Origin of the sequence: Aeromonas sp. QDB11 (assembly GCF_027705265.1) — a bacterium.
Classification (GTDB): domain Bacteria; phylum Pseudomonadota; class Gammaproteobacteria; order Enterobacterales; family Aeromonadaceae; genus Aeromonas; species Aeromonas allosaccharophila.
This window is the reverse complement of the sequence record NZ_JAPDBM010000014.1, coordinates 1-19,889: the sequence shown is the minus strand read 5'-3', so window position 1 is coordinate 19,889 and position 19,889 is coordinate 1. Positions and strand designations below refer to the sequence as shown.

Sequence of the window (19,889 nt, the reverse complement as noted above, 5' to 3'; positions counted from 1 at the left end):
CCCCACCCTGTCTGGATGAGTTGACGGGTTTTATGTCAACTCATCCAGCACCAGTTCATCCAGACTGCTCATTACCCAGGCACTCGGGTGCTGGCTAAATCCGAGCTTGGGGTAGTACGCCACCGCCTGCGGCGCAGCCAGCAGGATCAGCTTGCAACCCGGCTGCAATTGCAAAAACGTCTCGCGAATAAGCGCTTTGCCAATCCCCTGCCCCTGCACTGACTCGGCCACCGCCAGATCCGAGAGGTAGCAACAAAAATGAAAATCGGTCACCGAGCGGGCCACCCCGACCAGGGTCTCACCCTGCCAGGCGGTGATCAGCAGATTGGCGTTATCCAGCATGCCCTGCAGGGTGGCCGGATGGTCCAGCGGACGTCTCGCCCCCAGCGAGGTCTGCGCCAACAGCGCCGCAAACTGCGCCGTGGTAATGGGGTGGTTAACCAAAAACGTGGTGGTCACTAAGTTCTCCTCCTGATGGCGCAGTGGTTGCGTGCGATATTGCTCTCAATTGACGTTCTCTTGGCTGCATCTGTACTGCAATCAAGCAGTGCGCGGCGGTTCCAGCCCGATGACAAGCAAGTGCGGGCAATTCCCTGCTGTTTATGTGAATTCCTGTTCGAACCCCAAGGGGCAGATGTGGCATAATGCTCCGTCCTGTGGCCCTTGGCGGGGCTGCGCTGGCGCACCTTGTCGCCCTCTTGTTCCCCGTCCGGCCTGGCGGTCCTCCATAACTGCCAGTCATCGCTGCCCCTGCTGGCACCGAGGCCACCCATATTTGCGGCTTCTTGTCTTCCAATCTACAAGGCCGCCCATTGACCAAGACGGCTCCACAGAGCCTCTGCATAAGGGGTAAGTATGTCTTCCATTCGTCTGACCCAATACAGCCACGGCGCTGGCTGCGGCTGCAAAATCTCTCCCAAGGTACTCGACACCATCCTCAAGAGCCAGATCCCGGGCTTCAACGACCCGACCCTGATCGTTGGCAACAGCAGCAAGGATGACGCGGCCGTGGTCGATATCGGCAACGGTCAGGGCATTGTCTCCACCACCGACTTCTTCATGCCCATCGTCGATGACCCCTTCACCTTTGGCCGCATCGCCGCCACCAACGCCATCAGCGACATCTACGCCATGGGCGGCAAGCCTATCGTTGCCATCGCCATCCTCGGCTGGCCCATCAATACCCTGCCCGCCGAAGTGGCCCAGCAGGTGATCGACGGCGGCCGTCAGGTGTGCCATGAGGCGGGGATTTCGCTGGCCGGTGGTCACAGCATCGATGCCCCCGAGCCCATCTTCGGCCTCGCGGTCACCGGTATCGTACCGCTGGATGCCATCAAGCAGAACGACACCGCCAAGGTGGGTGACACCCTCTATCTGACCAAGCCTATCGGTATCGGCATCCTCACCACCGCCCAGAAGAAGAGCAAGCTCAAGCCCGAACATGAGCAACTGGCCCCCAACGCCATGTGCACCCTCAACAAGATCGGTCAGCGTTTTGCCGAGCTGCCGGGTGTGCACGCCATGACCGACGTCACCGGCTTTGGTCTCGCCGGTCATCTGCTGGAGATGTGTGAAGGATCTGGCGTCAGTGCCCGCCTCGACTTCAAGGCGCTGCCACTGCTGGACGAGGTGGATTACTACCTCGCCGAGGGCTGCGTACCGGGCGGCACCCTGCGCAACCACGACTCCTACGGCCACAAGCTGGATGCCATGGACGATCGCACCCGCAACATCATGTGCGATCCACAAACCAGTGGCGGCCTGCTGGTCGCCGTGGGTAAAGAGAGCGAAGCCGAGTTGCTCGCCATCGCGCGCGAAGCTGGGCTAGAACTCTCGCCCATCGGCCAGATCAAGCCCCTTGAGGGCGCCCGCTTTATCGAGATTGTCCAATGAGTGAATTGCCACTGGCCACGGACTACGCCCGGATTTTTTTAGGCGATGTGCCGTTGATTGATGTGCGCGCCCCCATCGAGTTCAAGGAGGGGGCCTTCCCCTGCTCGACCAATCTGCCCTTGATGACAGACGATGAGCGCGCCCAGGTGGGGACCTGCTTCAAGAAGCAGGGTCAGGCCGCCGCCATTGAGCTTGGACACAAGCTGGTGGGGGGAGCAGTACGCGCCGAGCGCATCGAAGGCTGGCTGGCGCAGTTGCGCCAGCAGCCCGATGCCCTGCTCTACTGCTTTCGCGGCGGCCTGCGCTCACAAACCGTACAACTGTGGCTGCATGAAGCAGGGGTCACTCGCCCCCGCGTCGCCGGTGGCTACAAGGAGCTGCGTCGCTTTTTGATCGACACCCAGGACAAGGCCTCTGCCGAGTGCCACTGGACGGTGTTGACCGGCATGACCGGTTCCGGCAAGACCCATATGCTGGACCATGTGGCCCAGGCGCTCGATCTCGAAGGACACGCCCATCACAGGGGCTCCTCCTTCGGTCAACTGCCCGGCGGCCAGCCCAGCAACATCAACTTTGAAAACAACATGGCCATCGAGCTGCTCAAGCGCCGCCATCGGGGCGAACACGCCTTTGTGGTGGAGGACGAGAGCCGCCTCATCGGTCGCTGCTGCCTCCCGCTCTCTCTCCATGAGGCCATGAGTCAGGCGCCGCTGGTGGTGGTGGATGTACCGCAGGAACAGCGAGCCGAGCAGATCCGTGAAGATTACGTGCACGATCTCTGGCTGCGCTATCAAGCCATGTATGGTCAGGAAGCCGGTTGGCCGCTGTTTGCCGCCTACCTCACCGATGCGTTGGCACGTCTCAAGCGCCGTCTCGGCGATCAGGCCCACCGCGAGCTGGATGCCCTGATGCAGACCGCCCTCACCGAGCAGGCCAACAGCGGCTCCACCGAGCTGCATCTGGCCTGGATCACCCTGCTGCTGACCCGCTACTACGATCCCATGTATCTCTACCAGCTTGGCAACAAGCAGGAGCGCATCGTATTTCGCGGTGACAAGCAAGCCTGTCTCGACTATTTCGCCGAGCAGCGCGCCAATGGGCAACAGGGCTGACTCCGTCACCGTTCCAACAAGAGGACCCCACATGTTGAAATTCGAGGTGATCCCGGTCACCCAGTTCGCCCAGAACAGCTCCCTCATCTGGTGTGACGAGACCCATCAGGCGGCGCTGATCGACCCGGGCGGCGAAGCAGACAAGCTGCTGGCGGCCATCGCCAAGCGCGGGCTGACCCTGACCCACATCCTGCTGACCCACGGTCATCTGGACCATGTGGGTGCCGCGGCAGAGTTGCGGGAAAAGACCGGTGTCGCCATTACCGGCCCCCATAAGGAAGACGCCTTCTGGCTCAACATGCTGCCCCAGCAGAGCCAGATGTTCGGCTTCGCCCATACCCCCGCCTTCACGCCGGATCGCTGGCTTGAACAGGGCGACAAGGTGCAAGTTGGCCAGTGCGAGCTGGAGGTCTACTTCTGCCCCGGCCACACCCCGGGTCATATCGTGCTGCTCTCCCGGGCCGAAAAACTTGCCTGGGTCGGCGATGTGCTGTTTGCCGGCAGCATCGGCCGCACCGACTTCCCCCGTGGCGATCACGGGATGCTGATCAAGTCGATCACCGAAACCCTGCTGCCGCTCGGCGACGAGATCGTCTTTATCCCGGGCCACGGCCCCAGCTCCACCTTCGGTCGCGAGAAGGTGAGCAATCCCTACCTGACCCAGCCTATCTGGTGATCAAAAAAGGCAGCGGTGTTAGCCGCTGCCTTTTCTCTCTTTTTTGTATTCTCAATTCCGGGCCAACCACGCCCCCCCTGCGTTCCCCAATTCGGCATGTCCGGTGTTACCTTTCGCCCAATAAAAATCCCCACCCTGGGGTGAGGATTGATTTATCGGTGCAACACTCTGGTGGCTTATTGTGCCAGCAGGTGACCTACCAGCTCATGACGCCACCCTTGCAGCAGCATCGGCTTGTCGCTGCGGGCCCGCTCTTCGTCGTTCATCCGCCAGCTCCAGGTGAAGTACTGGTGAATGATCTTCTTGCTGGCAATCAGCTCGGGCGGAATGTTGCTGGCCTTGGCCTTCTCTTCCACCATGGCCTTGATGCGCTTGAGCTCGGCCTTGTATTGGGGGAAGTCCACCAGCCGGCGAATGGGCTCGGGCCAGCAGTCAGGATCGCTCTGCTGGGCGCGGGCGACGATATCGAGCATCCGCTTGCCATGGATCTTGATCTCGATGGGGGCCAGTCCCAGTTCGTTGAGGTCGCGCATGGAGGTCGGACGACGCTCCGCCACCTTGAACAGGTGCAGCTCCTTGACCACGAAGTTGAGGGCCAGATCGCGGCGTACCGCCTCTTGTTGGCGCCAGGTGGCCAACTCGCGCAGGATGGCAAGCTCGCGGCGACCCAGTTGCCAGGCGTTGACGATTTCAAGATAAGCCTGACGGGGATCACTACCCTGGGTCTTGCGGGCGGAGTGGTTCTGACACTCCTGCTCGAACCAGGCAAACTTGCCGCTTTCCCGCAGCTTGGCCATCACCTTCTCGTAGAGCGGCATCAGGTAGAACACATCCGCCGCCGCGTATTCGAGCTGACGTTCTGTGAGCGGACGAGCCAGCCAGTCGGTGCGCGCCTGATCTTTTTCCAGCTCGACCCCGAGAAATTCGTTAACCAGCGCGCCAAAACCGACCGAGACGCCGTAACCGAGGAAGGCGGTGGCCAGCTGGGTATCGTGCATCTGGTTGGGCAGGTGGCCCGCCTGATGCTGGATAAGCTCCAGATCTTCGCCAGAGGCGTGCAGGATGGCGATCTGCCCTTCCCGGCCCAGTCGCTGCCAGAGGGCGGAGAGATCCAGCGTCAGCGGATCCAGCAACGCCAGATGCTCGCCGTCATAGATCTGGAACAAGCCAAGCTGGGGGTAGTAGGTACGGGTGCGAACGAATTCAGTATCGATAGCCAGGGGAACGTCGGCCAGAGAAGCGAGATAGTGCTCAAAGTCGGCTTGCTGAGTGATAAGTTGATATTGCATCTGTGCCTGCGCGGTTGATCAGGGCCAAAAAGAAAAAACCGTGGGATGACCCACGGTTTTGCATAACGACGGTATTGGTGTGCAGAGGGTTCTGCAGCCGCAGTCCGGTTATTGCTTGGCAATCTCCTCGTCGCGCAGTACGCGGCGCAGGATCTTGCCCACATTGGTCTTGGGAAGTTCGTCACGAAATTCTACCAGTTTCGGCACCTTATAGGCAGTCAGATGTTTGCGGCAGTGGGCAATAATCTCGTCCTCCTGCAATTTTGCATCTTTCTTGACCACAAAGATCTTCACCAGCTCGCCGGAGACCTTGTGCGGCACGCCGACGGCAGCCACTTCCAGCACTTTCGGGTGCAGGGCAACGACATCTTCGATCTCGTTCGGATAGACGTTGAAACCGGAGACCAGGATCATGTCCTTCTTGCGGTCAACAATCTTGAAGAAGCCCTGCTCATCGCACACGGCGATATCACCGGTACAGAGCCAGCCATCCTGCATCACTTCGGCGGTCGCCTCGGGGCGCTGCCAGTAACCCACCATCACCTGCGGGCCGCGAACCTGCATCTCGCCCGGGGTGCCGAGGGCGTGAACCACCTGGCCGCTGTCATCTACCAGACGGATCTCGGTAGAGCAGACCGGCAGACCGATGGAGCCGTTGTAGTCGGTCAGATCGTAGGGGCAGACGCTCACCAGTGGCGAACACTCGGTCAGGCCATAGCCTTCCAGCAGCGGGGTATCGGTCAGTGTCTTCCACTTCTCCGCAACCGCGCGCTGCACCGCCATGCCGCCGCCGATGGTCAGCTTGAGCTTGTCAAAGGCGATCCCCTGAAACTCTTCGTTGTTGACCAGCGCATTGAACAGGGTGTTGACCCCGGTAATACAGGTGAAGGGGTACTTCTTGATCTCTTTGACAAAACCCGGGATATCGCGCGGGTTGCTGATCAGCAGGTTATAACCGCCGATGCGCATAAAGAGCAGGCAGTTTACGGTAAGCGCAAAGACGTGATAGAGGGGCAATGCGGTGACCACGAACTCCTTGCCGCGCTCCAGCATGGGACCATAGACGCCGAGGCACTGCTCGACGTTGGCAATCATGTTGCGATGGGTCAGCATGGCCCCTTTGGAGAGGCCGGTGGTGCCACCGGTGTACTGCAGGAAGGCGAGATCGTCATTGGTGATCTCCGGCTTGATGTACTGCAGGAAACGTCCCTTGGAGAGGGCCTGACGCATGGTGGTGGCATCGGGCAGATTGTATTTCGGCACTAGCTTTTTGACATACTTGACCACGAAGTTGACCAGAGTGCCTTTGGCAAGACCCAGGTTGTCCCCCATCCGGGTCAGGATAACGTGCTTGATCGGGGTGTCGTAGACCACTTTTTCCAGGGTATGGGCAAAGTTGGAGACGATAACGATGGCCTTGGCACCGGAGTCTTTGAGCTGATGCTCCAGCTCGCGCGGGGTGTAGAGCGGGTTGACGTTGACCACGATCATGCCGGCACGCAGGATGCCGAACACGGCGATGGGATATTGCAGCAGGTTCGGCATCATCACCGCGACCCGATCGCCCTTCTCCAGCTTCAGCTCGTTTTGCAGATAGGCAGCAAAGGCGCGGGACTGCTCTTCCAAGCGGCGATAGGTGATGGTCTGTCCCATGTTGACGAAGGCGGGCTGGTCGGCAAACTGGGTCACCGAGGATTCGAACATCTCAACCAGAGAGCCGTACTGGTCTGGATTGATCTCGGCGGGAACCCCTTCCGGATAACGCTTCAGCCAGACTTTTTCCACGAACTTCTCCTGCATAACTAACACCTGTGCGCTCACTGTGTTGCCTCCGTCCCTGTTCACATCCATTTTAATCGATCGTTTTAAGCTGATGCTCTAATGCCGCCATATTTACACAGCGCAACATCAATTAACAGCAAATTAACAACAGAAAAATGTGAGGGAGAAAACAAACATGGAATTATTGAAAGCTGGCGATTCTACCGAACTTGACAAAACTTTACGATACAAACGGCCGTATCAACCGAATTTTCCATGTGAAAATGGTGGTTTCCACCCAATATGACCCGCTCGATCTGCTGGAAGGCATCCTGACGCGACTGCCATTGGGTTTCCAGCGCAGCAAAGCCCTGCTCCCCCTGAATAAACAGCACCGGACAGCGGATAGCCGCCATCAGCGCCCGGGCCTGCCCTTCGCTCATTCTAAGGGGCGAAAGATCCCGCAAGCGGGGGTCGCTACGCCAGTGCCAGCGCCCTGCCCGCTCTTCAAGCTGCCGCTCACAGATAAAGCGCGCCGCCTGCGGCGTGATATCCGCCACTTTGCAACGGGCGAGCACCGCTTCATCGATGGAGGAAAAACCGTTGGTACTGCGTTCCCGGGTGCGACTGCGGTTTAAAATCGCACGTCGCAGCTGGGCGGGCACCTCCTCATCGGGCTGGCTGAGCGGCCCCATCCCCTCCAGCATGATCAGCCGCTCCACCTGCTCGGGAAAGACTCCGGCATAGGCCGAAGCGATCAGTGCCCCGAGGGAGTGGCCGAGCAGAGTGAAACGCGACCAGCCTGCGGCCTGAGCGATCTGGTAGAGATCGTCCAGCCAGTCAACAAAGACATAGGGAGTGGTTTTGTGATCGGAGTGACCGTGCCCCGGCAGATCGACACAGATGAGATGAAAATCCCCCAGATGCGGCGCCAGCGGCAAGAAGCTGGCACTGTTGTCGAGCCAGCCATGCAGGGCGATCAGCAGGGGTTTGCCCTGCTGATCATGCTCAGCGGGTTGATTCTCCAGCAGGGCCACCTGCCGACCATCCGCCAGAGTGAGCAGACGTTCGTGCAGAGTGCTCTTTATGCTGTTGATCATGGCGAGCCTTAGCGACGCAGCGGCCGTCTCGGCCAGAAGGGATCATAGAAGGGGTCGTAGAAGTAGGGGTCCATATAGCGCACCTCTACCTCCTTGACTGGCGGCCACAGCTTGCTGCCCGTCACATTGAGCACCGAGAAGCGGTACTTGTGCTCGCCAATCTGGCTATCCACCGGTTGGCCTATGGTGCCAAGCACCGTCAGGCTACGCCCCTTGGCATAGAGAGTCGGATCGACAAAGCCCTTCATAATGGCCAGAAAGCGACCCGGGCTCTGCTCGGTCTGCTCCGGCACGCCGTTGGACTTGAGCGGCAAATAGACCACTTCAATGACGCTCTGATCCGCCTTGTTGTGCACCGCCGAGATGACGCCGCTCCAGCGGGCCGGTTTGCCCTCCATTCCGCCAAGGGCGGGTTGATAGGCCACCAGCTGGTTTTCGGGTTCATAAGCCAGCTCCTTGGGGACCGAGCTGCAGGCCCCGAGTAGCAGGGCCAGCACCCCGACCACCATTGTGCGTTTCATCATGTCGCTTCTGGTCTTACGCATCATGTCACTCTCCTGTTGCCAGCATGGCCCGTCGGGCCATCCGCTTGTGTTGCAGCTGATGAGCGGCAAGAGCGACATGCTGTCAGTGCTCCTGCCCTTATTCGCGACCCGGCAGTTTTTTCCAGGTCACCTTGTCACGCAAATAGACCGGCGTCGCCTGCTCCACCGGCACCGCCTCCCCCGCCAGCCAGGCGGCGCGGGCCAGCGGCAACATATCTTCTGCCGCCGGGAAGCGTACCTGACTCACCGCCAGCTCATCGGCCAGACCACTCAAGATCTCGCCATAGGTCTCAAAACCGGTACCAACGCAGGTCAGACGACCCGTCAGCTTGCCACGGACGTCAACCAGTGCCGCAGGATCGCTCACCACCTCGTCGCCCACCAGCTGCATGCGGCCATCGTTCAGCGCATAGCGGCCAAAATAGACCTCGTTCATCCGCGCATCGATGGCGGTCAGCACCTGCTCGGCGCCGTCCAGTCGATAGGCACCTTGCGCCATGGCGGCCAGGGTCGAGATGCCAATCAGCGGCACACCCGCACCAAACGCCAGCCCTTGCGCAACGCCAATACCGATCCGCACGCCGGTAAAGGAGCCCGGGCCGCGACCGAACGCGATGGCGTCAAGATCACTCAACGTTATCCCGGCATCCTCTAACACAGCCTGAACCATGGGCAGGATTTTTCGGGTGTGATCCCGTGGCGCCTCCTCCCAGCGGGAGAACAGCTTGTCACCCACCAGCAAGGCAGCGGAGCAGGCTTCGGTGGCGGTATCTACGGCCAGGATCTTCAACTCGTTCATGCTTTCCAATCTCTATAAAATCAGTCAATTACATAACCGGCAAGCGAGATATGCTCACCCGTTGTTCAAATCTGTTAGCTGGCGGCACACTTATTCACCGCGATCGAAAAAGCTCCCCAGCGTCCCCAACTCCCGGGTACGGGGGATGGCGGGCAGACTCTTGATAAAGGTGGCGCAGTAAGGTTTGTTGACCATCCGTGGATCACAGATCACCAGCACCCCGTGATCACTGCGATCACGAATAAGCCGCCCCACCCCCTGTTTGAGGGCAATCACCGCCTTGGGCAACTGCAGCTCGGCGAAGGGATCACCCCCCTTGAGCTTGCAATCATCGACCCGCGCCTTGAGCAGCGGATCATCGGGGCTGGCAAACGGCAGCTTGTCGATAATAACACACGACAACGCAGCCCCTCGCACGTCGATACCCTCCCAAAAACTGCTGGTCGCCACCAGCACGGCGCGGCCATTCTCGACAAATTCCTTGAGCAACCGTTGCTTGTTGTCTTCCCCCTGCAGCAGCACGGTGCGGCCAATCTCCCGGCGCAGCACCTCGGCCACCTGACGCATCACCTGATGGCTGGTGCAGAGGAAGAAACAGCCCCCCGGCGTCTTGTTGATAAGCGGGATCATCAGATTGGCCAGCTGCTCGCCACGGCCAAAGGCGTTGGGCTCGGGCAAATAGCGGGGCACACAGAGCCGCGCCTGCTCGGCATAGTCGAACGGACTGTCGAGGATCAGCTCGGCACTGCCCGCCAGCCCCAACTCAGCCTTGAAGTGATCAAAACGCATATCCACCGTCAGGGTGGCGGAGGTAAAGACCCAGGCCACCTCCGGCTTTTGCACCTCGGCACTGAATCGCTCGGCCACCGAGAGCGGCGTCAAATTGAGGGAAAAATGGAGCCGCGAGCAGTCATACCAGTAGGAGAAACCGGTCTGGTTGACCGCCAGCACCTCGCCAAGGCGGGTGCGCAGCTCGCAGATCCGCTCGAACGCGTGATCCAGCTGCTCGCCACGGCCGAGCGCGAGTTTGAGCACCTCGTAGCAGAGCCCGATGGCGTCGTTGAGACGAGCCAACGCCTGGCCCCAGAGCGATTGGCGCAGCATGTCACGGGTATTGCCGCGACCACCATCCACCCCGAAGGCCAGACGCAGATCCTGGCTGGCGATGGAGAGCCGGTCCGCCGCCTTGCCAAGCTGGGCCATATCGTGGGCCTCGGCGCGATAGGCCAGCTGGATATCCTGCGCCAGATCCTGGATGGTTCGGCTGCCCACCGACTTGCCGAAGTAGTTGGTGGCGATCTCCGGCAGCTGGTGTGCCTCGTCAAAGACATAGACTTGTGCTTCTGGCACTAACTCGCCAAATCCGGTGTCTTTCACCGCCATATCGGCGAAGAAGAGGTGGTGGTTGATCACCACCACCTGGGCATCCATGGCGCGGCGTCGGGCCACCACCAGATGGCAGTCGTCGTAATAGGGGCAGTCGCGACCGAGGCAGTTGTCGTTGGTGCTGGTGACGTGAGCCAGGATCTCGGCGTTCTCCTGCAATCCCGGAATATCCCCCACATCGCCGTTATCGGTGGCGGTAGACCAGGACTTGACCTTCACCAGATCGTTCAGGATTTCAGGCTTTTGCAGATGGGATTCACTCAAGAGCCGGTTCATCCGCTCGATGCAGAGATAGTTGCTGCGACCCTTGAGCAAGGCCACCGGCGGGGTGTAGGAGAGCGCGCCTGTGATGGTCGGGAGATCCCGATAGAAAAGCTGCTCCTGCAGGTTCTTGGAGCCGGTGCTGATCACCACCCGTTTGCCGGACTCCAGCGCAGGAACCAGATAAGCATAGGTCTTGCCGGTGCCCGTTCCCGCCTCCACCAACAGACGGCCACCACTCTTGATGGCGCGCGCGACCGCTTCGGCCATCTCCAGTTGGGGAGCGCGGGCTTTGAAACCGTCGATATGGCTGGCCAGAGGGCCATCTGGCTTGAACAGGGTCTGGATGGTCAAAAGGGCGTCCCGCAGCAAAAGCGGCCATTATGCCAAAAGCGCGGCAAAAGCGGGACAGATAATCTGTTCAGACGAACAGATCGATCTGATGGTCGGGATCCGGTTTGTGATCGCCCTCTTCCGCCTTTGGCTGATCACGCTTGGCGGGCGTGCTATACGCCTGCTGGCGCTGCTGGGAGTCACTGTTGTCAGTGCTGGTCTTGCGCAGCTGGTGCTTTTTGCTGATCTGGTTCACTTCCCGCTTGATCTCTTCGCTGCCGGGCGCAGCGGGTGCCCGGGGCAAAATGGGGAACAACAGGTCCTGGCTGGGCATGATGGCGACTCCTGCAAGGGGTTATTGTCTAGTTATCGACCAGAAAACCGTTTTCTCAACTTTAATCGATCAAATCACAATTTCGGGTTGCATTTTCTGTCAAGGCAGGTAGTTTAAATCAGGCGTCAACTACGACATCTTATTTTGTAAAGGATTGATTACATGAAGTTCACCACCCTGAAGACTCATCACCACCATCATCATCCCGACTAGTCTTTCAGGAGGTTGACTGCTGGAAGACACTTAACTGGTGACTTCCAAAAGGACCGCAAGATTCATAAACCCTCGGAAGCACACACTTCCGAGGGTTTTTTCGTTTTTGACTAGAAGGAAATCGAGCAAATGGAAACACAACGTCTGCGTATCGCCATGCAAAAGTCCGGTCGTCTGAGCCAGGACTCCCAAGCCCTGTTCAAGAGCTGCGGCCTCAAGATCAACCTGCGCGAGCAGCGCCTTATCGCCCATGTCGAGAACATGCCCATCGATATCCTGCGGGTGCGTGATGACGACATCCCTGGATTGGTGATGGAAGGGGTGGTCGACCTTGGCATCATCGGCGAAAACGTGCTGGAAGAGGTGCAGCTTATTCGTGCCTCCCAAGGCCTCCCCTTCGAGGTCAAAACCCTCAAGCAGCTGGACTTTGGTGGCTGCCGCCTCTCGCTGGCGGTGCCGGAAGATGTGACCTACACAGGGCCAGAGAGCTTGGCCGGCAAGCGCATCGCCACCTCCTACCCCGGGCTGCTCAAGCGCTTCTTTGACGAAAAGGGTCTTGGCTTCAAGAGCGTGATGCTGGGCGGCTCGGTGGAAGTGGCACCCCGTGCGGGCCTGGCTGATGCCATCTGCGATCTGGTCTCCACCGGCGCGACGCTGGAAGCCAATGGCCTGAAAGAGGTGGAGGTGATCTACCGCTCCAAGGCGGTGCTGGTACAGGCCCCCAACCCCCTGTCCGATGCCAAGCAGAAGCTGATCGACAAACTGCTGCCCCGCATTCAGGGGATGCAGCAGGCCCGCGAGAGCAAATACATCATGCTGCACGCCCCCAAAGACAAGCTCGATGCCATCACCGATCTGCTGCCGGGTGCCGAGCGCCCCACCATCATGCAGCTGGCCGGTGACACCAATCAGGTGGCCCTGCACGTCGTCTCTAGCGAGACCCTGTTCTGGGAGACCATGGAACAGCTCAAGGCCCTCGGTGCCAGCTCCATTCTGGTGCTGCCCATCGAGAAGATGATGGAATAAGGAAGAGACATCATGCAGACCCTGATCTGGAAGACCCTCTCTCCCGCCCAGCAGGCCGACGTGCTGACCCGGCCCGCCCTCAATGACGAGGCCGATATCGGCGTCGTGGTGCGGGATATCATCACTGCGGTGCGCAGCCGGGGCGATGAGGCGCTGCGTGAGCTGAGCCTGCGCTTCGAGCGCGCCCCCCGTGAGCAGTTGCGCGTCAGCGAGGCCGAAATTGAAGCGGCCTGCGCGCGACTGGATGACGACATCAAAAACGCCATCGAAGCGGCCATTGCCAATATTCGCACCTTCCACGCCGCGCAAGTGCAGCCGGTAGTGCGGGTGGAAACCCAGCCCGGGGTGGTGTGCGAGCTACGCACCCAGCCCATCAGCCGGGTTGGCCTCTATGTGCCGGGGGGTAGCGCGTCGCTCCCCTCCACCGTGATGATGCTGGCCATTCCGGCACGCCTGGCCGGTTGCCGTGAAGTGGTGCTCTGCACCCCGTCCCCCGCCAGCGACGAAATTCTGTTTGCCGCCCGTGCCTGCGGGGTCGAGAAGGTGTTCGCCATCGGCGGTGCCCAGGCCATCGCCGCCATGGCGTACGGCACAGAAAGCATTCCCAAGGTGGACAAGATCTTCGGCCCGGGCAACGCCTATGTGACCGAAGCCAAGGGGCAGGTTTCGCGCGACTGGCGCGGCGCTGCCATCGATATGCCCGCCGGCCCCTCCGAGGTGCTGGTGATCGCCGACGAGAGCGCCAACCCCGCCTTCGTGGCGGCGGATCTGCTCTCCCAGGCCGAGCATGGCCCCGACAGCCAGGTGGTGCTGGTGACCACCTCCCCCCTGCTGGCCGATGCCATCGCAGGGGAAATAAAGAGCCAGCTGGCCAAGTTGAGCCGCCGCGATATCGCCGCGCAGGCGCTCGGCAGCAGTCTGGTGATCCTCTGTGACGATCTGGCCGAGGCGTGCGCCATCTCCAACGCCTATGCGCCGGAACACCTGATCGTGCAGACCCGAGCCCCGCGCGATCTGCTGGATAAACTCGAGAACGCCGGTTCCATCTTTCTGGGAGCATGGACCCCCGAGTCGGTCGGCGATTACGCCAGCGGCACCAACCACACGCTGCCTACCTATGGCTATGCCCGCACCTGCTCGAGCCTTGGCCTCGCCGATTATCAGCGCCGCTATACGGTGCAGGAGCTGAGCGCCGAAGGTATTCGCGGCCTTGGCCCCATCGTCGAGCGCATCGCAGAGGCCGAAGGGCTCGATGGCCACAAGAACGCTGTCACCCTCAGATTGAACGCCCTGGCCGCCGCGCCCCAACCAACAGCACAGCAGAAGGATTTGTCATGAGCATTGCCAATCTGGCGCGCCGCGTGGTGCGGGCCCTCACCCCTTATCAATCCGCCCGCCGCATCGGCGGCAAGGGCCACGTCTGGCTCAATGCCAACGAGGCGCCGCAGGCCTATCCCTTTACCATCGAGGGGAGCCGCCTCAACCGCTACCCCGAGTGCCAACCGGCCGAGGTGGTGAACGGCTATGCCGCCTACGCCGGGGTTAATCCCGATCAGGTGCTGGTGAGCCGCGGCGCCGACGAGGCCATCGAGCTGCTTATTCGCACCTTCTGCGAAGCGGGTGAGGATCAGATCCTCATCTGCCCGCCCACCTACGGCATGTACGCCATCAGCGCCGAGACCTGTGGCGTTGGCATCGTCGAACAGCCGCTGACCGCCAGCCGCCAACCGGACTGGCCCGCCATTGCCGATCGCCTGTCCGACGTGAAACTGGTGTTTCTCTGCTCCCCCAACAACCCCACCGGGGATCTGGTGGGACGCGACGGCCTTATCGCCCTGCTGGAAAAAGCTCGGGATCGCGCCATCGTGGTGGTGGACGAAGCCTATATCGAGTTCTGCCCCGAGGCGTCCGTGGTGGACCTGCTGGCCCGCTTCCCCAATCTGGTGGTGACCCGCACCCTCTCCAAGGCTTTTGCGCTGGCGGGGATCCGCTGCGGCTTTACGCTGGCAAGCCCCGAGGTGATCGCCATGCTGGCCAAGGTGATCGCCCCCTATCCCATCCCCGAGCCCATCGCCCAGATCGCAGCGCAGGCACTCTCCCCCATGGGGCTGGAGTTGATGCAGGAGCGAGTGATGGAGCTCAACAAGCAAAAAGCCGCCTTCAAGGCAGAGCTGGCAACGCTTGCCTGCGTGAAGGAAGTATTCGAAGACAAGGGCAACTTCGTGCTGGTGCGCTTTGTGGATGGCGCCGCCGTCTTTGCTGCCATGAAGGCCGCCGGCATCATACTGCGAGATTTCTCGACCAAACCCGGTCTTGATAACAGCGTTCGCGTCACCATCAGCTATCAGGGCGAGATGGATGCCGTGCTGGCCGTGCTGCGTGATCTGCCCTCTCCCCCTTTGTAAGACAAGGATGTAGCGATGAATACCCCGTTTTTGTTTATCGACCGTGACGGCACCCTGATTGAAGAGCCGGTGACCGACAAGCAGGTTGATAGCCTCGCCAAACTGCGCTTCGAGCCCATGGTCATTCCGGTGCTGCGCGAGTTGCAGGCCGCCGGCTATGTGCTGGTGATGGTGACCAACCAGGATGGGTTGGGCACCGCCAGCCTGCCGCTGGAGAACTTCCAGCCACCCCACGACCTGATGATGCACCTGTTTGAATCGCAAGGGGTGAAGTGGGAACAGGTGCTGATCTGCCCGCACTTTCCCACGGACGGCTGCAGCTGCCGCAAGCCCCACCTCGGGCTGGTAAAGGAGTATCTCGCCTCCGGTCGTATCGACTTTGCCAACTCCTTCGTGATTGGCGATCGCCAGACCGATCTGCAGCTGGCCGAGAATATGGGCATTGGCGGTATTCGCTACCACCCACAGGATCACGACTGGCTCGCCATCCGTGATCAGCTGTTGTCCAAGGGGCGCGTAGCCTCGGTGGAGCGTAACACCAAGGAGACCCGCATTCAGGTAGCGGTAGATTTGGACAAGAGCGGTGGCAACCAGATCGCCACCGGCATCGGCTTCTTTGATCACATGCTGGATCAGATAGCGACCCACGCCGGTTTCCAGCTCAAGCTGAACGTCAGCGGTGATCTGCATATCGACGATCACCACACGGTGGAAGACGTCGGTCTGGCCCTCGGTCAGGCGCTGCGTCAAGCCCTTGGCAACAAGCGCGGTATCGGCCGTTTCGGCTTCGTGCTGGCGATGGACGAGGTGCAGGCAGTGATCGATGCGCGCCCGCTGACCGAGCAGGAGGTGAGCACAGCGCTGGATCTCAGCGGTCGCCCCTACTTCGTGTTTGATTGCCCGAGCGGATTTGGCCGCGACAGCGTGGGCGAGATGGCTACCGAGATGGTGCCCCACTTCTTCCGCTCGCTGTCGGATGCCATGGCCATCACATTGCAGATGAAGGTGGGCAGCGGCAACACCCACCATCAGGTGGAGGCGCTGTTCAAAGGCTTTGGCCGCGCCCTGCGTCAGGCCATTCGGGTGGAAGGGAGCGAGCTTCCCTCCAGCAAGGGAGTGCTGTGATGGATGTGAGCAAGCAGAAGCTGGTCATCATCGACACCGGCTGCGCCAATCTGGCCTCGGTCAGAATGGCGTTCGAGCGCCTCGGCGTACAGCCGCTGGTCTCCAGCCTGGCTGCCGATATCGAGCAGGCGGACAAGCTGATCCTGCCCGGTGTCGGCACTGCGGTGGCCGCCATGAAAAACCTCAACGAGCGCGGGCTGGTGCCCCTTATTCGCGCCGCCAAGCAGCCGCTGCTGGGCTTTTGCCTCGGCATGCAGATGCTGGCAGAGGCCTCCGAAGAGAGCATGGGTACGGATGACTCGTCAGAGCGGCTTATCGACTGCCTTGGCATAGTGCCGGGCAAGATCCGCCTGATGGAGGTGGGTAATCTGCGCCTGCCCCATATGGGTTGGAACCAGATTGAGCATGACGAGACCCATCCTCTGCTCAAGGGGATCCCGAGCGGCAGCTACTTCTACTTCGTGCACTCCTATGCGCTGGAGGTGACCGAGGCGACGCTGGCGACCTGCGACTACGGCAAGCCTTTTACCGCGATTGTCGCCCGTGACAACTTCTTTGGCGCCCAATTCCACCCGGAGCGCTCAGGCGCAGCCGGTGCCCGTTTGCTGCAAAATTTTCTGGAGCTATGAATGATCATTCCCGCAATTGACCTTATCAACGGTCAGGTGGTTCGCCTCTATCAGGGGGACTACGACCAGAAGACCGAATACAGCAGCAGCCCGCAGGCCCGCTTCGATGAATATGTCTCCCAGGGGGCGGTGCAGCTCCATCTGGTAGATCTGGACGGAGCCAAGGATGCCAAGGCGCGCCAGCTGCCCCTGCTGACCCAACTGCTGTCAGCCACCGAAGCGCCAGTGCAGGTCGGCGGCGGCGTGCGTACCGAACAGGATGTGGCGGATCTGCTGGCCGCCGGTGCCAGCCGGGTGGTGATTGGCTCCACCGCCGTCAAATCCCCGGATCTGGTGGCGAGCTGGATGGAGAAATATGGCCCCGAGCAGATCGTGCTGGCGCTGGACGTCAATATCGATGAGCAGGGCAATCGCCATATCGCGGTGGCAGGCTGGCAGGAGAACAGCGGTGTGACCATCGAGGAGCTGATCGAGCGCTTCCTTCCCGCCGGGCTCAAGCATGTGCTCTGCACCGACATCAGCCGTGACGGCACCCTGGCTGGCACCAACGTCGAACTCTATCGGGATCTCTGTGCCCGCTACCCGAGCGTCGCCTTTCAGGCCTCCGGCGGCATTGGCGGCATCGAGGATATCGAGGCGCTCAAGGGCTCCGGCGTCAAGGGGATCATCCTTGGCCGCGCTCTGCTGGAGGGCAAATTCTCGGTGGGGGACGCCATCGCCTGCTGGCAAGCCCCCGCGGCCGTTACCACAGGAGGCAACTGATGCTGGCAAGACGCATTATCCCCTGCCTCGACGTGAAAGATGGCGTGGTGGTCAAAGGGGTGCAGTTTCGCAATCACGAGGTGATGGGTGGTATTGTCGAGTTGGCCCGCCGCTACGCCGAAGAGGGCGCTGACGAGCTGGTGTTCTATGACATCACAGCCTCCAGCGATGCGCGGGTAGTGGACAAGAGCTGGGTCAGCCGGGTAGCGGAGGTGATCGATATCCCCTTCTGCGTCGCCGGTGGCATCAAGAGCGTCGAAGACGCCCGCCAGATCCTTGAATTTGGCGCCGACAAGGTCTCCATCAACTCCCCTGCGCTGGCCGACCCGACCCTGATCAGCCGACTGGCCGAGCGCTTTGGCGTGCAGTGCGTGGTGGTGGGCATTGACTCCTACTTTGACGCCGACACGGGCCACTATCAGGTCAAACAGTTTACCGGTGACGAGAGTCGCACCCGCACCACCGCCTGGCACACACTCGACTGGGTGCAGGAGGTGCAAAAGCGCGGCGCGGGCGAAATCGTGCTGAACGTGATGAATCAGGACGGCATGCGTCAGGGTTATGATCTCGACCAGCTCAAGCTGGTGCGCAGCGTCTGCAAGGTACCGCTGATCGCCTCCGGCGGCGCCGGTGCCATGGAACATTTTCGCGATGCCTTTACCCTCGCCGATGTGGACGGAGCGCTGGCCGCCTCGGTGTTCCACAAGGGCCTTATTCCCATTCCCGAATTGAAACGCTGGCTGAAAAATGAAGGAGTCGCCATCCGTGAATAATCAAGATATTGCAAACCCGATCCCGCTCGTGGAGCGGCTCGACTGGGAAAAGTGCAAATGCGCCATGATCCCCCGCCCTGAGTGCCGGTCTGATAATAAAGGAGCCGATTCCCGTGCATAATTCCAGCTTATTAATTGAACAGCTCGACTGGGCTAAGTGCGACGGCATGATCCCCGCCATCGTCCAGCACGCCGCCAGCGGTGAGGTGCTGATGCAGGGCTTTATGACCCGCGAGGCGCTGGAAAAGACCCAGACCACCGGTCAGGTCACCTTCTTTAGCCGCAGCAAACAGCGGCTCTGGACCAAGGGTGAAAGCTCGGGCAACGTGCTCAAACTCGTGGCCATCAGCACCGACTGCGATCAGGATTCCCTGCTGATTGCTGCCAACCCCGTCGGCCCCACCTGCCACAAGGGCACAGCATCCTGCTTTAATGGCCACCCGCTGCCACCGCTCGGTTTTCTGGCGGAGCTGGAGCAGATCCTGGCGGCCCGCAAAGGGGCCGATCCGGCCACCAGCTACACCGCCAGCCTCTATGGCAAAGGCACCAAGCGCATCGCCCAGAAGGTCGGTGAAGAAGGTGTCGAGGTAGCGCTGGCCGCCATGGCCAAGGATCGGGAGGAGCTCATCAACGAATCCGCCGATCTGCTCTACCACCTGACCGTACTGCTGCAAAACGAAGGGCTGGGATTACAGGATGTCGTTCAGCGACTTTACGAGCGACATAATAAATAAGTTGATAGTAAAGCCGGGTTATCCCGGCTTTACTTAATCAAGATGGACAGCCAATTCTACTAAGTTTTTATATAACGAAAGATTACTCTCCAACAAAGAGATTTCCTTCTTAGCTAAAATAGAATTTTCCTGCGCACTTAGAGGTTTATTATCCTCATATTTTCTAGTTATCCCTCGTAGTTCATGGTCATCTTTATGATTGTATTTATCATCCAACATGAACTGATACGAAAACTTTATTGTTTCACGAAGAGACACCTTGTACAACCCATCCTCAAATGGGTTAGTCATATCAGCATTGTTAGGTACACTACAAATAACATTACCTATTTCAGTGCTAGCTTTTATATACACATCCATAATCACATCTTTCTTAAGATTAATATTATATGCGATGGATTTTTCATTGGATATGTCATGTGTGTGTAACAACACCCCATCAGCAACACCAGAATATAATTGATAATCTTTTTCATGCAGTGCAAAAAGATACATAAGAAAAATAAGGTTAACTTTTCTCCTCCTAGGTTTGGATATAACAAAAAGCAAACGATCTATGATTTGTTCTGTTTGTCTTAAACTTAACTCTAAACTATCACTGACCGCAGTAACTACCTCCAGTAAGGCTCGCGGATTGTTTAATGTAGGCCATACCACAGGGCGAGATCGTGAACATTTTGTTAAAAATTAAAAATAGTTTTTTGCCTACAAAACAAATACTTATAGGCCTGTG

Annotated in this window: 20 protein-coding genes and 1 other annotated feature; of the genes, 11 read left to right on the top strand and 9 right to left on the bottom strand. The window is 59.7% G+C overall.

Translation table 11 applies throughout. The features are described 5' to 3' along the window. Positions 1–30 precede the first annotated feature (30 nt). Positions 31–459: a GNAT family N-acetyltransferase gene (locus tag OKC40_RS06755; protein ID WP_182969015.1), complete on the bottom strand. Its 429-nt coding sequence runs from the start codon at positions 457–459 to the stop codon at positions 31–33. Positions 460–855: 396 nt separating this feature from the next. Between OKC40_RS06755 and selD the strand changes: the two genes are divergently transcribed. Genes selD through OKC40_RS06740 form a run of 3 tightly spaced genes read left to right on the top strand, consistent with a single transcriptional unit; the run spans position 856 to position 3,681 of the window. Continuing rightward, positions 856–1,893 carry a selenide, water dikinase SelD gene (selD, locus tag OKC40_RS06750; RefSeq protein WP_182969016.1) on the top strand — a complete coding sequence of 346 codons (1,038 nt, stop codon included), beginning with the start codon at positions 856–858 and terminating at the stop codon, positions 1,891–1,893. After that, positions 1,890–3,005: a tRNA 2-selenouridine(34) synthase MnmH gene (mnmH, locus tag OKC40_RS06745; RefSeq protein ID WP_270794573.1), complete on the top strand. Its 1,116-nt coding sequence runs from the start codon at positions 1,890–1,892 to the stop codon at positions 3,003–3,005. The genes selD and mnmH overlap by 4 nt, the downstream gene beginning before the upstream one ends. A gap of 31 nt (positions 3,006–3,036) precedes the next feature. Then, entirely contained in the window at positions 3,037–3,681 is a 645-nt protein-coding gene (locus OKC40_RS06740) for an MBL fold metallo-hydrolase (protein WP_270794572.1), read from the top strand. Positions 3,682–3,857: 176 nt separating this feature from the next. Here the strand turns inward: OKC40_RS06740 and rnd are convergent, their stop codons facing one another. The 7 genes from rnd to OKC40_RS06705 all read right to left on the bottom strand — a co-directional run bounded on the left by rnd (position 3,858) and on the right by OKC40_RS06705 (position 11,489). Continuing rightward, on the bottom strand, positions 3,858–4,970 hold the full coding sequence (gene rnd / locus OKC40_RS06735; RefSeq protein ID WP_234602422.1) for a ribonuclease D: 1,113 nt from the start codon (positions 4,968–4,970) through the stop codon (positions 3,858–3,860). Between the two features lie 108 nt (positions 4,971–5,078). After that, positions 5,079–6,755, bottom strand: coding sequence for a long-chain-fatty-acid--CoA ligase FadD (fadD, locus tag OKC40_RS06730; RefSeq protein WP_270794625.1), 1,677 nt, complete (start codon positions 6,753–6,755; stop codon positions 5,079–5,081). Between the two features lie 197 nt (positions 6,756–6,952). Beyond that, positions 6,953–7,831: an alpha/beta fold hydrolase gene (locus OKC40_RS06725; RefSeq protein ID WP_270794570.1), complete on the bottom strand. Its 879-nt coding sequence runs from the start codon at positions 7,829–7,831 to the stop codon at positions 6,953–6,955. A gap of 8 nt (positions 7,832–7,839) precedes the next feature. Next, complete coding sequence (locus tag OKC40_RS06720; protein ID WP_111901496.1) at positions 7,840–8,355, bottom strand: Slp family lipoprotein; 516 nt, start codon at positions 8,353–8,355, stop codon at positions 7,840–7,842. Positions 8,356–8,473: 118 nt separating this feature from the next. Then, positions 8,474–9,175 carry a tRNA (adenosine(37)-N6)-threonylcarbamoyltransferase complex dimerization subunit type 1 TsaB gene (gene tsaB / locus OKC40_RS06715; RefSeq protein ID WP_270794569.1) on the bottom strand — a complete coding sequence of 234 codons (702 nt, stop codon included), beginning with the start codon at positions 9,173–9,175 and terminating at the stop codon, positions 8,474–8,476. A gap of 90 nt (positions 9,176–9,265) precedes the next feature. Further along, the gene (locus tag OKC40_RS06710) at positions 9,266–11,176 is read right to left on the bottom strand and encodes an ATP-dependent DNA helicase (RefSeq protein ID WP_270794567.1); all 1,911 of its coding nucleotides are present in this window, start codon (positions 11,174–11,176) and stop codon (positions 9,266–9,268) included. 67 nt (positions 11,177–11,243) lie between these two features. Next, positions 11,244–11,489 carry a hypothetical protein gene (locus tag OKC40_RS06705; protein WP_163128445.1) on the bottom strand — a complete coding sequence of 82 codons (246 nt, stop codon included), beginning with the start codon at positions 11,487–11,489 and terminating at the stop codon, positions 11,244–11,246. Positions 11,490–11,677: 188 nt separating this feature from the next. Further along, positions 11,678–11,806: a sequence feature (His leader region), on the top strand. A 25-nt stretch (positions 11,807–11,831) separates the two neighbouring features. Here OKC40_RS06705 and hisG point away from each other — a divergent pair. The 8 genes from hisG to hisIE all read left to right on the top strand — a co-directional run bounded on the left by hisG (position 11,832) and on the right by hisIE (position 19,156). After that, on the top strand, positions 11,832–12,728 hold the full coding sequence (gene hisG / locus OKC40_RS06700) for an ATP phosphoribosyltransferase (RefSeq protein ID WP_071910208.1): 897 nt from the start codon (positions 11,832–11,834) through the stop codon (positions 12,726–12,728). 12 nt (positions 12,729–12,740) lie between these two features. After that, the gene (hisD, locus tag OKC40_RS06695; protein ID WP_270794564.1) at positions 12,741–14,066 is read left to right on the top strand and encodes a histidinol dehydrogenase; all 1,326 of its coding nucleotides are present in this window, start codon (positions 12,741–12,743) and stop codon (positions 14,064–14,066) included. Next, on the top strand, positions 14,063–15,133 hold the full coding sequence (hisC, locus tag OKC40_RS06690; protein WP_182969023.1) for a histidinol-phosphate transaminase: 1,071 nt from the start codon (positions 14,063–14,065) through the stop codon (positions 15,131–15,133). Before hisD ends, hisC begins: the two co-directional genes overlap by 4 nt. A 15-nt stretch (positions 15,134–15,148) precedes the next feature. Continuing rightward, positions 15,149–16,258 (top strand): bifunctional histidinol-phosphatase/imidazoleglycerol-phosphate dehydratase HisB, encoded by a 1,110-nt coding sequence (gene hisB / locus OKC40_RS06685; RefSeq protein ID WP_182969024.1) that lies wholly within the window; start codon positions 15,149–15,151, stop codon positions 16,256–16,258. After that, a complete protein-coding gene (gene hisH, locus OKC40_RS06680; RefSeq protein ID WP_182969025.1) occupies positions 16,258–16,887 on the top strand; it encodes an imidazole glycerol phosphate synthase subunit HisH in 630 nt (209 codons plus the stop codon). The genes hisB and hisH overlap by 1 nt, the downstream gene beginning before the upstream one ends. Next, on the top strand, positions 16,888–17,649 hold the full coding sequence (gene hisA, locus OKC40_RS06675) for a 1-(5-phosphoribosyl)-5-[(5-phosphoribosylamino)methylideneamino]imidazole-4-carboxamide isomerase (RefSeq protein WP_182969026.1): 762 nt from the start codon (positions 16,888–16,890) through the stop codon (positions 17,647–17,649). Further along, entirely contained in the window at positions 17,649–18,422 is a 774-nt protein-coding gene (hisF, locus tag OKC40_RS06670) for an imidazole glycerol phosphate synthase subunit HisF (protein ID WP_204479346.1), read from the top strand. The genes hisA and hisF overlap by 1 nt, the downstream gene beginning before the upstream one ends. Positions 18,423–18,535: 113 nt before the next feature. Beyond that, positions 18,536–19,156 (top strand): bifunctional phosphoribosyl-AMP cyclohydrolase/phosphoribosyl-ATP diphosphatase HisIE, encoded by a 621-nt coding sequence (gene hisIE, locus OKC40_RS06665; RefSeq protein WP_270794559.1) that lies wholly within the window; start codon positions 18,536–18,538, stop codon positions 19,154–19,156. 33 nt (positions 19,157–19,189) lie between these two features. Here hisIE and OKC40_RS06660 read toward each other — a convergent pair whose 3' ends face one another. Continuing rightward, positions 19,190–19,813, bottom strand: coding sequence for a hypothetical protein (locus tag OKC40_RS06660; RefSeq protein ID WP_270794557.1), 624 nt, complete (start codon positions 19,811–19,813; stop codon positions 19,190–19,192). Positions 19,814–19,889: the final 76 nt, after the last annotated feature.